The sequence below is a fragment of the Daejeonella sp. genome, assembly GCF_049655485.1.
In the GTDB taxonomy this organism is placed as follows: Bacteria; Bacteroidota; Bacteroidia; order Sphingobacteriales; family Sphingobacteriaceae; genus Daejeonella.
The window spans coordinates 18,587-31,972 of the sequence record NZ_JBASJU010000365.1; the positions used below are offsets into that span (position 1 = coordinate 18,587).

The window sequence follows — 13,386 nt, forward strand, 5'->3', positions numbered from 1 at the left end:
TTAACCCATCGCCGGTATTTCCCCGACAATTACTTTTTCATTGTTTTTTTCTTTCTTTTCTTCATTATCCCTGCTCACGCTAAGAATTATCCCGAAGGCCACGCTGGTGAAAAGTATTGACGTGCCTCCCATACTCACGAGCGGCAAAGGTACACCAGTTACGGGACCCAGTCCGACAGCCACCGCCATATTTGCGAAGGCTTGTATGGTAAGACTAAAACTCAGGCCCGCCGCAAGCAAAGCACCAAAAGCTTTGGGGCTATGGGTGACAATCAACACGCATCGATACAGGAAGATCAGATACAACATCACCAATCCAACTCCACCTACAAGTCCGTATTCTTCTATAATCAGCGCAAATACAAAGTCGGAATACGGGTGGGGAAGAAAGTTCCGTTGTGTACTATTCCCCGGGCCTTTACCAAAAATACCTCCTGTAGCTATTGCTATTTTAGATTGATTAGCCTGGAATGATTTATCAGAATTTGCTTTCTCTGGATGGAGGTAGGTTTCAATCCGCGACATATATGTTTGACGCCTCGGGCCTAACAGCATTACCCCGCTCAATAAGACTAAACCGGCAATACTTACAATAGAAATCTGTTTGATACTGATCCTACCCATTATGAGAAGCAGGATACTAACACCGAAAAGCATTAAAGCAGTGGAAAGGTTAGCAAGCGCAATTAATACGAATACACCGCAGACGGAGCCCATTATAGGAATAAAAGCTTTCTTAACATCTTTAATATTCTCCTGCTTTTTGCTGAGAGTTCGGGCCAGGAAGGTTATTAAGGCGAGCTTTGCCATATCCGACGTTTGAAAAGTCTGATTGATGATAGGAATAGTGACCCAGCGGCTCGCTTCATTAACGTTCGTCCCAAAAATGAGTGTATAGAGCAACAATGGAATTGTTATAATCATCAGGATTTTTGAGATTCCTGCATAATGACGATAATCCAGCAAATGCGAGAAATACATCAATGCAATACCCCCAATGATCATCACAAGGTGCTTGATCAGAAACTGCTCACTGCCCACACCTTTCTTATAGGCCAGGGTTCCGGTAGCGCTGTACACCGCCAGCAGCGACCATACTGACAGTAAGATCACTATCAGCCAGATCCACCGGTCGCCTTTAGTTTTATTTATGAGTCTTTCCATATTATCAGAAATTTGGCTTAGTGTTAGTGGGTTTTGGCTCTCTCTTTCCAAAAACCCTTAACTAACATCCAACTACAGTTCCATTACCGCTTTCTTAAACTGATTTCCCCGGTCTTCATAGTTTTTGAACAAGTCAAAACTTGCACAGGCAGGAGAAAGCAACACCGTGTCGCCTTTCTTTGCCATGTGATAAGCAATTTGAACCGCTTCACTTGCAGAGAAAGTATTGACAATAACTTCAACGTCATCTTCAAAGGCTTCGTGAATGCGCCTATTATCTTTCCCCAAACAAACAATTCCTTTAACCTTTGCCTTAACAAGATCCCTAAGCATATTATAATCGTTTCCCTTATCCACACCACCAAGGATAAGAACGACCTTTCCAGGCATGCTTTCAAGTGCATACCAGGTAGAATTTACATTTGTTGCTTTTGAATCATTGATGAAATCAATTCCTGAAATCTTGGCAACATGTTCCAGTCTGTGCTCAATGTTGCTGAAACTCCCCATACTATCGCGTATGGATTCGTTTCGTAATTCAAGCACTTTCGCTACTATGCCAGAGGCCATAGAGTTATAAATATTGTGCTTGCCCTGCAGGGCTAATTCGGTAATTGACATGGTAAGAAGTTCTTGATTATTGTGGTTAAGGTTAATTGTTATTTCCTGACCTTCCAGCCAGGCTCCTTTGTTGAGGATAGTTTCTATTGAAAAAGGAAAGGATTGTGAAGAAATATTGCGTTTCTCCAGTCCCGATTTAATCTCTGCATCGTCAGCACAGTAAATAAATACATCATTTGCACCCTGATTTTGGATGATACGAAATTTAGAATCTGAATAGTTCTCCATTTTGTAATCGTAGCGGTCAAGATGATCTGGCGTTATGTTAAGTAAAACCGCGACGTCAGCTTTAAAATTGTACATATTATCAAGCATGAAGCTGCTGATCTCAAGTACATAATAATCGTATTTTTCAAAAGCAACCTGCTTTGCAAAACTCTTTCCGATGTTCCCACCAAGGCCAACATTTAATCCGGCATCTTTGAGTAAATGGTAGGTTAGCATCGTCGTTGTCGACTTGCCATTCGACCCGGTAATGCAAATCAATTTAGCGTCGGTATACCGCCCGGCAAATTCAATTTCTGAAAGGATTGGAATTTGTTTCTCCAGTATTTTCTTGATGATTGGGGCTTTGTCGGGAATTCCGGGGCTCTTTACAATTTCGGTAGCTGATAAAATACGTTCCTCAGTATGTCCATTTTGTTCGAAAGGGATATTGGCTTTCTGAAGTTCTTTACTATAGTTTTCAGCAACGGGTCCCATATCAGAAACAAAGACTTCATAACCTTGCTTTTGTGCGAGCAAAGCTGCGCCAACCCCGCTTTCGCCGGCTCCCAGAACAACGATATATTTTCTATCCTGCATTATCGGAGCTTTAAGGTTACAATAGTTAAAATGGCAAGGATAATCCCGACAATCCAGAACCGGGTTACTATTTTCGACTCGTGATATCCTTTTTTCTGATAATGATGGTGAAGGGGCGACATTAGGAAAACACGGCGGCCTTCCCCAAACCTACGTTTCGTATACTTGAAGTAAGTAACCTGGATCATCACAGAAAGATTCTCAATAAGGAAAACTCCGCAAAGGACCGGTATCAAAAGCTCCTTACGGATCATAATAGCAAAAGCCGCGATAATTCCGCCAATGGCCAAACTTCCTGTATCTCCCATAAATACCTGAGCAGGATAAGAATTGTACCATAGGAAACCTACACATGCACCCACAAATGCTCCAGCGAATACTACCAGCTCCCCGGAATTCGGGATATACATGATATTCAAATAATCTGCGAAAATGGTATTACCGGAAACGTATGCCAGGATGGCGAGAGTAATCCCGACTATGGCGGATGTACCTGTTGCTAGTCCATCAATACCATCAGTTAAATTAGCACCATTAGAAACCGCGGTCACGATCACGATAACAACCAGCAGAAATACTAGTAAAGAATAATTTTTAAGGTCTTCATTGAAAAAGGTCAAGACCTTGGCGTAATCAAACTCATTATCCTTGTAAAAAGGAAAATTTGTTTGTGTTGACTTAACATCCTGGGTGTAATATAACTCGTTACCTTTTTTTCGAACCTCTGTATGGGCATCGGAAACAGTAGGAAAAGGAACCTGCTCGCGGACAACAATATCCGGGTGAAAATACATCGTCCAGCCAATGATCAGTGCAAGTCCGACCTGACCCATAATTTTAAACCTGCCTGCTAGCCCTTCTTTGTCCTTCTTAAAAACTTTGATATAATCGTCCAGGAATCCTATCGCACCCATCCATACCGTAGTACCCAGCATCAGTATGATGTAAATATTTTCCAGGCGGGCAAATAGCAGAGTTGGTAAAAGTATCCCCAATAATATGATAAGCCCCCCCATTGTAGGTGTTCCCTGCTTTTGCATTTGCCCTTCCAATCCCAGATTCCGCACAGGTTCACCAACCTGTTTGGCGCTTAAGATTCTGATCAGCCGGCTTCCATAAACCGTAGTTAAAAACAAAGACAGGATAACAGCCATGCCGGTACGAAATGATATGTACTGAAACACACCTGCCCCCGGTAGATTATAATGCTGATCCAGCCATGTGAATAAGTAGTATAGCATCAGCTCATCAGGTTTAAAAGTTCATTTAAAATCTGCTTATCATCAAACGGATGTTTTACCCCTGCTGTCTCCTGGTATTTTTCATGTCCCTTGCCTGCGACGAGTATGATATCGCCCGGCTTTGCCAGATGGCATGCTGTGCGTATTGCTTCTTTTCGGTCGACAATTGAAATTGCTTTCTTCTTATTTTGCGGCATTACTCCAGCTTCCATGTCATGGATAATCTGTTCCGGCGGCTCACTTCGTGGATTATCAGAAGTCAGGATGACCTTATTGCTCCAGTCGCATGCTACCTGCGCCATTACAGGACGCTTACTCTTATCCCTATCGCCGCCACAACCTATTACCGTAATTACTTGTTCAGTACCTGTACGGATATCCTGTATGGTATGAAGAACATTTTGTACCGCATCTGGTGTATGTGCATAGTCTACAATTCCAATAATGCCTGAAGGCGACACGGTATAATCGAATCTTCCCTCAGCGCCACTTAAGCGGCTCAGAGAAATAAGCACCCGGGCACGATCCTGCTCAAGCAACATCGCGGTGGAATACACCGCAAGCAAATTGTATGCATTAAAACTGCCTACCATTTTAAACCATACTTCTTCTCCATCAATATTGAGAAGAAGGCCGCTGAAATGGTTTTCTATAATCTTCGCTTTAAAATCCGCGATATTTTTCAACCCATAGGTTTTCTTATGAGCGCGACTATTCTGCAGCATAATGATCCCATTCTTATCGTCAATATTCGTCAGCGCGAATGAATTGCTTTCCAAAGTATCGAAAAAAGCCTTCTTAGCTTTTAGATAGGCATCGAAAGTTTGATGGAAATCCAAATGGTCGTGCGTGAGGTTTGTAAACACACCGCCCGTGAATTGCAGTCCGGAAATTCTATGCTGTGCAACTGCATGGGAACTTACTTCCATGAAACAATAATCACAACCGCTGTCAACCATATCTTGCAGCAGGCTGTTTAGCGCAATTGGATCAGGCGTGGTATGTGTTGATGCGATAATAAGATCGTTAATTTGATTTTGCACCGTTGAGAGCAAACCACATTTATATCCAAGATCGCGGAATAGTTGAAAAAGAAGCGTCGCTACTGTTGTCTTTCCATTCGTGCCTGTAACCCCTACTAGCTTAAGCTTTGAAGAAGGATGTTCAAAATAGTTCGCAGCAATAATCCCCAGCGATTTCGCCGAATCATCTACCAAGAAATAGCTTACCCCTATCTGGAGTTTAACTGGCAAAGTCTCACATACAATTGCTGTTGCACCAAGGCCAACCGCTTTTTCGATAAAATCATGGCCATCCGACAAGGTTCCACGAACGGCTACAAAAAGTCCGCTTGGTTCGGCTTTTCTTGAATCGAAACAAATAGAATCCACTTCCATTTCTGTGGAACCGGAAACCTGCTTTAGAGGAACACCATATAATATATCCTTTAGTATTTTCATTATTTCAATTCTAAAACTATTGGATAATCTTTACCTACTCTGGTACCCGCAACGATCGATTGCTTTATAACTTTTCCGCTGCCTCTGACAATCGGTCTCAGCCCGGAGTTACCTAACACATATAAAGCATCTTTGAGCCCCATTCCGCTTACATCCGGAACCGATCCTTCCAGTATTCTTATTTCAGGATTTACCACGCCTTTATTCGTATCAACCGTAACGTACTCTGCGTTTGCAGCAAACAATGTCTTTATTCCGAAAGCTTTATAGACTCTTTGAGTCGCCTTTTTTTGTCCTGCTTTCGCTGACGGCATGTTGATATTCCCGGCCAATTTCTCATCCTTCATTCCGTCATACATGCTCACGTCACTGGCATATACTCTGTCGGCCACTTCACGAAACACAGGCCCGCTAACCTGCGCACCATAATATCCATTTTTCGGGTCGTTAATCACAACGATCAGCGAGTACTTCGGATTATCTGCAGGAAAATAACCACAGAATGATGCCTGATACTGACGTTTCGCTTTATATCCCTTATTGCCGTCAGCAACTTGTGCCGTACCGGATTTTCCGGCTACCCTATAAAAAGGACTTTCTATAATTGACTTTCCCGTACCTTCGGTAATAACGCCTTCCAGCATCGCCTGTATTTTACCCAGGGTCTCATCCGAACAGATTTTTTCATTTATCACTCTTGCTGTAAACTGTTCAACAGTATTTCCCAGTCTCTTTATTTCCTTAACAAAAATCGGGGCGATATATTTTCCGTCGTTCGCTATGGCATTATAGAAGGACAACATTTTAAGGGGAGTAAGCTGCATTTCATATCCATAAGCCATCTGCGGCAGGGTCATGTTTTTATTCCAGCTTTTATTACTGGGATTCTTAACCACTGGCTGAGCCTCCCCGGGGATTTGCAAACCTAATTTCTCATGCAAGCTCCATCTGTATAAATGATCTGTGAAAGCAGACTGATTTGCCTTATATGCCTTGTTAATGAGCTCTGCTATTGCGGCGTTTGATGATTCTTCAAAGGCCTTTTTTACCGTAACCGTGCCTATACTGCCGTGAGAATCCGTAATAATTTTTCCTGGTATAGGGTAGGTACCGGTCCCAACCAGGGTGTTTGTGTCCACTTTATTGTCTTCCAGCAAAGCCATATAGGAGGCTACTTTAAACGTTGAGCCCGGATCCTGATTACCGGCAATTGCATAGTTAAACTTCTCTTTATAAACCCCCTCACTAACCTTGCTAAAATTGGCAATCGCCCGCACTTGCCCTGTTGCCACTTCCATTAATACGACCGTCCCGTGGTCGGCATTACTTGCAATTAATTGTTTTTTCAAGGCACGTTGAGCGACATCCTGCATATTAACATCAATAGTTGATATGATGTCTGCACCTTCTTTAGGGGCAATTTCTATATCCTGATTTACAGGCATCCAAATCCCACCAGCAATTCGTTGAACCAGTCGTTTTCCGCTTTCGCCATCGATATAAGAGCTGTAGGCACCTTCTAAACCAACCGGTTGCACGTTTTCATTCTTATATCCAATGGTACGGGCAGCCAGGCTTTGAAATGGCATAATTCTTTTGTTCTTCTGCACAGAGATCAATCCCCCTTTATATCTTCCCATCTTGAACACAGGAAACTTACGAATGGCTTTTAACTCCTGATGTGTAACGTCGCGTTTCAACAAAAAATAGCGGGCTTTATCTTCCCTTGCATTTCTTAGCATCCTGGAGTATTGCTTCGCAGATTTGTCACCGAAAAAGGACGAAAGCTTAGCAGCAAGGGAGTCGATTTTCTCATAGAATACCTCATCCTTTTCAATCCCACCTGCCATCAGGTCCATCCGAATTTCATATTCAGGTACGGAAGTTGCAAGCAGGCTTTTTCCGTCAACAGCATAGATATTTCCCCGGGAAGCTTCAACATTGGCAAAACGGGTAGAAAGGCTGTCGGCCATCGCTCTCCACTTGCTTCCTTCAACATACTGAACGTGGAAAAGCTTAAACAAAACCGCAAACGCTAAAAGTACAATAAGCCCAAAGGCTATGTACACGCGTAGTAGTATGTCGGTTCTGATGTTCACGGGTTTGTTGTTTGTTGTTGGTTGTTGGTTGTTGGTTGTTAGTGGTTTGTAGTAGTGATTAATAGTTAGTAAATAGTGCTTTAGTAGTTTGTGCTTAATTTATACAGTCCTTCGTCTTGGTTCCTTGTTCCTGGCTCTTGGTTCTATTCAAATTCTCCCTCCGCAATCACAATTTTCTTCGGCGGCTCCACGGGCTCCATCAGCCCCAGGGTATCTACCTCCCTTGCAACCTCTGTCTGTGTGCTCTTCATCATGAGATCAGCTTTAAGCGTTTTATAATCCCAGCTGAGTTCTTTAACTTCCTTTCCGAGCCTGTCTATATCGCGTATATTATTTTCTGCAAAATGGCGGTTACCAATATAGATCATCCCCAAAAAAGCAATGAATATGATGAAGGGCAGCATATCAGTTGCCGCTTCCTTTGAAATAACCCCATCAGTAAACATCATGGTGAAGAAGTTGCGGGGAAGCTCAGCCTTTTCTTTTTCAGGCTGCACTTCCCTTTCAACTTCCACTTCCTCAGTAGTTTCTCTTTTAAATTGGTTATTCATAATTCTAAACCTGAATTAATTCTTAACAGCAATTCTAAGTTTGGCACTCCGTGCCCGGTTGTTCTCTTTTACTTCTTGCTCAGAAGCTACGATCGCCTTTCTGGTAAGACTTTCCAATGGCTTTATCTGATTGCCGAAAAAGTCCTTTTCCACTTCACCGTGAAATTTTCCCTTTGCAATAAAATTTTTTACGAGTCTGTCTTCGAGTGAATGATATGACATAACAACGAGGCGTCCATCCTTTTTCAAAACATCAACCGATTGCTCAAGGAATTCTTTTAATGCTTCGAGCTCCTGGTTAACTTCGATTCTAAGCGCCTGAAACACCTGCGCCAAATATTTATTCTCTTTACCTTTCGGGATAAGAGGCCCAATTGCCTGTTTAAGGTCGATCACCGTTTGAATACTCTTGTTCAACCGAACGGTTACAAGTGTCCGGGCTAATGATTTTGCATTCTTTATCTCCCCATAAATGCCAAAAATCCTGTGAAGCTGCTCCTCGGTAAAATTGTTTACTACATCGCGGGCAGTAAGTGTGCCCCCCTGATCCATTCGCATGTCGAGATCCGCATCAAAACGAATAGAGAACCCCCGTTCTGGCTGATCAAATTGGTGCGACGAAACACCCAGATCAGCCAGAATGCCATCTGCAGAAATGGCGCCCTGCAAACGGCAATTATTTTTCAAATAGCGGAAGTTCTGATCAATAAAGGTTAATCGATCATCGTTGGGTAAATTCTTTTGTGCGTCAGCGTCCTGATCGAAAGCTAAAAGCCTTCCCTGCGGACCCAGGTGTTTTAATATTTCACGGGAATGACCTCCGCCACCAAAAGTGACATCAACATAAATCCCATCAGGTTTAATATTTAAAGCTTCAATACATTCCTTGAGCATAACGGGCTGGTGATAATTAGTCATTATCCCCCCTTCCTGCATGGCCCATTACTTCTTCTGCCAGGTTTGCAAAGTTTTCCGGCTCGTTATCCATTTGAGAATCGTAGGCATCGTTAGCCCAAACCTCAATCTTGTTCAGTTGACATGACAATACCACTTCAGTTGTGATACCTGCATATTCCATTAAAGCTTTTGGAAAAAGTATACGATTAGCCGAATCGAGAGATAACTCTGTTGCACCCCGGGTAAAATATCTGACAAAATCCCTTTTCTTTTTCTCGTACAAATTCAGCTTACTAAGCTCCTCTGTAATTCGATCCCATTCTTTTTTAGTGTAAATCACCAGGTGCCTTTCGAAGCCCCGATTGATCACAAGCCCTTCACGCTCAGCTTCCGGGAGCTGCTTCTTCAGGGCGGACGGAATCATCATCCTCCCCTTAGCATCAAGTTTACAATCAAATTCTCCTAAAAAATGGGACATTACGGTACTTCACAGATTAATTCAAGAGTAAAAGTAAATAACTTACCACTTTTTACCACTATCTCCCACATAAAAAAGTTTTCCACAGTTTTGGACCCTTTTTAATGATCCTTGGTGCTTTTAGAAAATGATTTTTGTACATATAAATTAGTCGCCTGATCCTACCCTATTGCACCCTAGTTCAACCGAATTCATTCACTTTCCCCTTGTTTTGGTGATTTCTAAAAGGAACACTACTTTTGTTGAAACCTTATTTTTGCCTGGATCGTATATCCTGAACTAAGGAACAGTCTCAAGTCAGAAACTTGACTTAAATCTATTAATAATATCAGCCCCAGTCCCGGAAAACGAGCTCGAAAGAATTTTAACTCTTTCAGAATTCAATGTAGATTACACTAGCTTACATGACCAGTTCAAAGACCTCGCAAAACTTGCCGCCAGTGTTGCAGGGACAGAAATATCGCTAGTTGGATTAATTGATTCGTATACCCAATAAATCATCTCAGGACATGGTATGGAAATAGATCAAGCACCTAGAGAAGAGACTGTGTGTCAGTTTACATTAATGGAAAAAGATCATCTTGAAATACAGAATCTCTCAAATGATTTAAGATTTCAACAAAAACCATTTGTCACTCACGAACCAAAACTGCGATATTACTTTGGACTCCCGCTTATCGCGGATGGCTATAATATAGGTACACTCTGCATGTTGGACCGAAACGCGAGAAAATTAGAGCCAGAGAAAACTGAGCTGCTAAAGATCATTGCAGCGGAAATTGTCAGCCGTCTTAAAACGTATAAGGTTATTGAATCTCTAAGGACCAAAGTCACTGAAGCTACGGATACAAAGAACAAGGTTGCACACGATATCCGCGGGCCCCTGGCTGGGATCATTGGTCTCGCACAAATAATAAACGATCAGGGGAAGGAAAACAAATTAGACGAGGTACTGGAGTTCATAAACCTTATCCACAAAAGTGGCAGTTCGCTTCTTGACCTTGCCGACGAGATCCTGAGCGCAGAGAATAAGAGCGAAGTTCGCGTCAAAGGAGATGAATTAAACTTGAAAATATTTAGAGAAAAGCTCGATAAGTTATATATTCCTCAGGCCAAAGCCAAGGATGTAAAGCTCGAAATTCATATAAGCCCTGAAACAGAAACAGTCCCTTTTTTCAAGAATAAACTCCTGCAGATAACTGGAAATCTGATATCTAACGCCATCAAGTTTACGCCGAAAGGTGGTCAGGTAAACGTTAGTCTTGTGCTGACAGAAAAAGAGAATCCAAATGTGTTAAGGATTACAATTCAGGATACCGGAACAGGTCTAAGTAAGGAACAAATTGCCAACATTCTGGAGGGAAAATCAGCCACAACTTCCGGTACAAATGGGGAGCATGGCTACGGCTTTGGCCTGGCCCTGGTTAAGCGATTGATTGAAGGCTTGCGTGGTACATTAAACATCACTTCTGACCAAAACGGAGCCACGTTCCAGGTCATATTACCACAGTAATCGCGTTCCTATTTCTGTTGCCGGATTAAATTTTCTAGTGCCTGCAGATGTTTTTTAAAGGCGTCTTTCCCTTTCTGGGTAGCAGCATACTGAGTGTTAGGTTTGCGCCCAACGAACGACTTAAAAACACTTATGTATTCTTCTTTTTCTAAAGCCTTAAGATGCGAAGCCAAATTGCCATCGGTCACCTGCAACAGCTCTTTGAGCGAATTGAAATCATAATTTGTATTAACAGAAAGCACGCTCATGATTTGAAGCCTGATTCTGTTTTCAAAAGCTTTATCGAATTCTTCCAGGGAAACCTTCACCTTTCGTATTTAAAATGCATAATACCACCATAGATGATGTGCAGAACACCAAAACCTATCGCCCATAAAATCAAGCCATAAACAGGCACAATAAGCGCGATCAGGCCCAATAAAATCTGACAAAATCCCAGCCATTTTATGTCAACAAAAGTATAATGGCTTCCTGCAAATAAGGCCAGTCCGTAAAAGATGAGGCAAGCAGCAGCTATAAAGGCGTATTCTCCTTTCATGAGCATGATTAGAATAAACAGTCCACCAGTGACAAGCGGGACTCCACTGGCAGTGAGTAAGCGACGACTTACAGGATTCCACACACTTTCGCGTTTATTTTTCGCGTTACGTATAGTAAGCCAACATGCAGTAACGACTGAAAAGACCAATACAGTCAATGCAATCATGAACAGTTGCCAAACCACCACCGACCTATTCGTAATGACACCGTCTGTCTCAAAAATATTGTTCATTAGCATATAACCTAATCCGGCACCTAACAAGGCATACAAACCCGCTAATACTCCCGCCAGGCCACTCAATGAAATAAATTTCGAAGATCGCTCCATTAGATTCCTAATGGAACTCAATTCAGAATATACATCTTTTTCTTTCATACAAAAGTACTTTGTTCATCAAAGTAATGAATTATTCGGCGGAACTGCAAAAATATCCTGCCCATAAGGCATGATTTTACCTATCTCACTATCGTTAAGTCGAGAAGAGATAGTAATCATAGGTATATTCACTTGCAATTCAGCATTATTGGCATTGAAATAAACATGGCTCAGTTACCGTAGGAAAAAAAGCGGATTTAGTAATCCTGGAAAAAAATCCGCTAGAAAACATCGCAAACACAACGCAAGTTCACCTAACCCTTTTGGGCGGAAAAATAGTTAGCCAGGAATTCAAGTGAAGTTTAAACCCAGAAAGCTTGCTACAAATACCTCCGCAACAAAACACATTGCCCTAAGCCAAATCAGGAATTGATTGCTTTAACTCCCGGAAGTTCTTTTCCTTCCATATATTCTAGTAAAGCCCCTCCCCCGGTTGAAACATAACTTACGTCGTCATTAAAACCAAATTTTGCAACAGCAGCAGCCGAGTCACCTCCCCCAATAAGTGAGAATGCACCCTTTTTAGTTGCTTCTACCACGGCTTCAGCGATAGATTTTGTGCCTTGCTGAAATTTCTCCATCTCGAAAACACCCATAGGGCCATTCCACAAAATAGTTTTAGATCCTTTTATTACTTCTACGAAACTCTTTATTGATTCCGCACCAATATCAAGGCCCATCCAGCCATCTTTAATGTTATCATTTTGGGCTTTTCCGGTTTTAGCATCTTCTGCGAAAGCATCAGCAATAATTGAATCCACCGGTAATAAAAGATTTACCTTTTGCTTTTTAGCTTTCGCGATAAGTTCTACAGCTAATTCAAGCTTATCATCTTCGACAAGTGAATTTCCGATTTTCCCTCCCTGAGCTTTTGCGAAAGTATAGGCCATCCCCCCCCCGATGATGAGATTATCTACCCTTTGCAGCAATTGATCTATTAATTCGATTTTATCAGACACCTTAGCACCACCCATGATAGCTGTAAACGGTTTTTCGGCATGGTTGAGAATCTTCTCTGCATTTGCAAGTTCGCCAGCCATAAGGTATCCAAAGTATTTGGCATCCGGGAAAAACCTGGCAATAATGGCAGTAGATGCATGAGCACGGTGGGCGGTTCCAAAAGCATCATTTACATAAACATCACCCAATGCAGCAAGCTTCTTTGCAAAAGCTTCGTCGCCTTTTTCCTCCTCCTTATAGAATCGAAGATTTTCCAGCAAGAGAACCTCACCGCCTTTTAAATCTTTTGACAGTTGATTCGCTTTTTCGCCAATACAATCATCAGCAAACTTGACCTCGGTATTCAGGACAAGCGATAAGTGCTTTACTAGGTGAATTAAAGAAAATTTCTTTTCAGGGCCATTTTTAGGTCTTCCAAGGTGCGACATTAGAACCACAGACCCACCATCTTTTAATATTTTTTCAATGGTGGGAATGGCACCCATGATTCGGTTATCATCGGTAATATTAAAGTGTTCATCCAAGGGAACATTGAAATCAACCCGTATCAATGCTTTTTTACCCGAAAAATTTAAATAATCTATTGTTTTCATACTTGCTGGTTGTTAGTTGGTTGTTAGTTGTTAGTTGTTGGTTGTTAGTTGTTGGTTGTTAGTTGTTAGACCCTGCCTGGATTACACTC

At 42.0% G+C, this 13,386-nt stretch carries 12 protein-coding genes and 1 pseudogene; 2 read left to right on the forward strand and 11 right to left on the reverse strand.

Annotated features, from left to right (window positions below):
* From WBJ10_RS14885 to mraZ, 8 genes are all read right to left on the reverse strand, one after another.
* Complete coding sequence (locus tag WBJ10_RS14885; RefSeq protein ID WP_424291673.1) at positions 1 to 1,164, reverse strand: FtsW/RodA/SpoVE family cell cycle protein; 1,164 nt, start codon at positions 1,162 to 1,164, stop codon at positions 1 to 3.
* Positions 1,165 to 1,236: 72 nt separating this feature from the next.
* Positions 1,237 to 2,589, reverse strand: a complete 1,353-nt coding sequence (murD, locus tag WBJ10_RS14890) for a UDP-N-acetylmuramoyl-L-alanine--D-glutamate ligase (RefSeq protein WP_424291675.1) — start codon at positions 2,587 to 2,589, stop codon at positions 1,237 to 1,239.
* On the reverse strand, positions 2,589 to 3,830 hold the full coding sequence (gene mraY / locus WBJ10_RS14895; protein WP_424291677.1) for a phospho-N-acetylmuramoyl-pentapeptide-transferase: 1,242 nt from the start codon (positions 3,828 to 3,830) through the stop codon (positions 2,589 to 2,591). Before mraY ends, murD begins: the two co-directional genes overlap by 1 nt.
* Positions 3,830 to 5,290, reverse strand: coding sequence for a UDP-N-acetylmuramoyl-L-alanyl-D-glutamate--2,6-diaminopimelate ligase (locus WBJ10_RS14900; protein WP_424291679.1), 1,461 nt, complete (start codon positions 5,288 to 5,290; stop codon positions 3,830 to 3,832). The genes mraY and WBJ10_RS14900 overlap by 1 nt, the downstream gene beginning before the upstream one ends.
* Positions 5,290 to 7,389, reverse strand: coding sequence for a penicillin-binding protein (locus WBJ10_RS14905; protein ID WP_424291681.1), 2,100 nt, complete (start codon positions 7,387 to 7,389; stop codon positions 5,290 to 5,292). The genes WBJ10_RS14900 and WBJ10_RS14905 overlap by 1 nt, the downstream gene beginning before the upstream one ends.
* A 143-nt stretch (positions 7,390 to 7,532) precedes the next feature.
* A complete protein-coding gene (locus tag WBJ10_RS14910) occupies positions 7,533 to 7,940 on the reverse strand; it encodes an FtsL-like putative cell division protein (protein ID WP_424291683.1) in 408 nt (135 codons plus the stop codon).
* A 15-nt stretch (positions 7,941 to 7,955) separates the two neighbouring features.
* Positions 7,956 to 8,858 (reverse strand): 16S rRNA (cytosine(1402)-N(4))-methyltransferase RsmH, encoded by a 903-nt coding sequence (gene rsmH / locus WBJ10_RS14915; protein ID WP_424291685.1) that lies wholly within the window; start codon positions 8,856 to 8,858, stop codon positions 7,956 to 7,958.
* Positions 8,851 to 9,315, reverse strand: coding sequence for a division/cell wall cluster transcriptional repressor MraZ (mraZ, locus tag WBJ10_RS14920; protein ID WP_424291687.1), 465 nt, complete (start codon positions 9,313 to 9,315; stop codon positions 8,851 to 8,853). The genes rsmH and mraZ overlap by 8 nt, the downstream gene beginning before the upstream one ends.
* A 514-nt stretch (positions 9,316 to 9,829) precedes the next feature.
* On the opposite strand from mraZ, the gene WBJ10_RS14925 reads away from it, so the two are divergent.
* Positions 9,830 to 10,828 (forward strand): GAF domain-containing sensor histidine kinase, encoded by a 999-nt coding sequence (locus WBJ10_RS14925; protein WP_424291689.1) that lies wholly within the window; start codon positions 9,830 to 9,832, stop codon positions 10,826 to 10,828.
* Positions 10,829 to 10,836: 8 nt separating this feature from the next.
* Here WBJ10_RS14925 and WBJ10_RS14930 read toward each other — a convergent pair whose 3' ends face one another.
* Positions 10,837 to 11,136 carry a winged helix-turn-helix domain-containing protein gene (locus tag WBJ10_RS14930; protein ID WP_424291691.1) on the reverse strand — a complete coding sequence of 100 codons (300 nt, stop codon included), beginning with the start codon at positions 11,134 to 11,136 and terminating at the stop codon, positions 10,837 to 10,839.
* Positions 11,133 to 11,744 (reverse strand): hypothetical protein, encoded by a 612-nt coding sequence (locus WBJ10_RS14935; protein WP_424291693.1) that lies wholly within the window; start codon positions 11,742 to 11,744, stop codon positions 11,133 to 11,135. Before WBJ10_RS14935 ends, WBJ10_RS14930 begins: the two co-directional genes overlap by 4 nt.
* 173 nt (positions 11,745 to 11,917) lie before the next feature.
* Between WBJ10_RS14935 and WBJ10_RS14940 the strand changes: the two are divergent.
* A pseudogene (locus WBJ10_RS14940) lies at positions 11,918 to 12,043 on the forward strand (hypothetical protein); the annotation flags it as partial.
* Positions 12,044 to 12,106: 63 nt separating this feature from the next.
* Here WBJ10_RS14940 and WBJ10_RS14945 read toward each other — a convergent pair.
* A complete protein-coding gene (locus WBJ10_RS14945; protein ID WP_424291695.1) occupies positions 12,107 to 13,297 on the reverse strand; it encodes a phosphoglycerate kinase in 1,191 nt (396 codons plus the stop codon).
* Between the last annotated feature and the right edge of the window lie 89 nt (positions 13,298 to 13,386).

Excerpts from the sequence above, each read along its gene's own strand:
- WBJ10_RS14885 (WP_424291673.1), bottom strand. The coding sequence starts at position 1,164 with ATGGAAAGACTCATAAATAAAACTAAAGGCGACCGGTGGATCTGGCTG.
- murD (WP_424291675.1), bottom strand. The coding sequence starts at position 2,589 with ATGCAGGATAGAAAATATATCGTTGTTCTGGGAGCCGGCGAAAGCGGG.
- mraY (WP_424291677.1), bottom strand. The coding sequence starts at position 3,830 with ATGCTATACTACTTATTCACATGGCTGGATCAGCATTATAATCTACCG.
- WBJ10_RS14900 (WP_424291679.1), bottom strand. The coding sequence starts at position 5,290 with ATGAAAATACTAAAGGATATATTATATGGTGTTCCTCTAAAGCAGGTT.
- WBJ10_RS14910 (WP_424291683.1), bottom strand. The coding sequence starts at position 7,940 with ATGAATAACCAATTTAAAAGAGAAACTACTGAGGAAGTGGAAGTTGAA.
- rsmH (WP_424291685.1), bottom strand. The coding sequence starts at position 8,858 with ATGACTAATTATCACCAGCCCGTTATGCTCAAGGAATGTATTGAAGCT.
- mraZ (WP_424291687.1), bottom strand. The coding sequence starts at position 9,315 with ATGTCCCATTTTTTAGGAGAATTTGATTGTAAACTTGATGCTAAGGGG.
- WBJ10_RS14925 (WP_424291689.1), top strand. The coding sequence starts at position 9,830 with ATGGAAATAGATCAAGCACCTAGAGAAGAGACTGTGTGTCAGTTTACA.
- WBJ10_RS14935 (WP_424291693.1), bottom strand. The coding sequence starts at position 11,744 with ATGAAAGAAAAAGATGTATATTCTGAATTGAGTTCCATTAGGAATCTA.
- WBJ10_RS14945 (WP_424291695.1), bottom strand. The coding sequence starts at position 13,297 with ATGAAAACAATAGATTATTTAAATTTTTCGGGTAAAAAAGCATTGATA.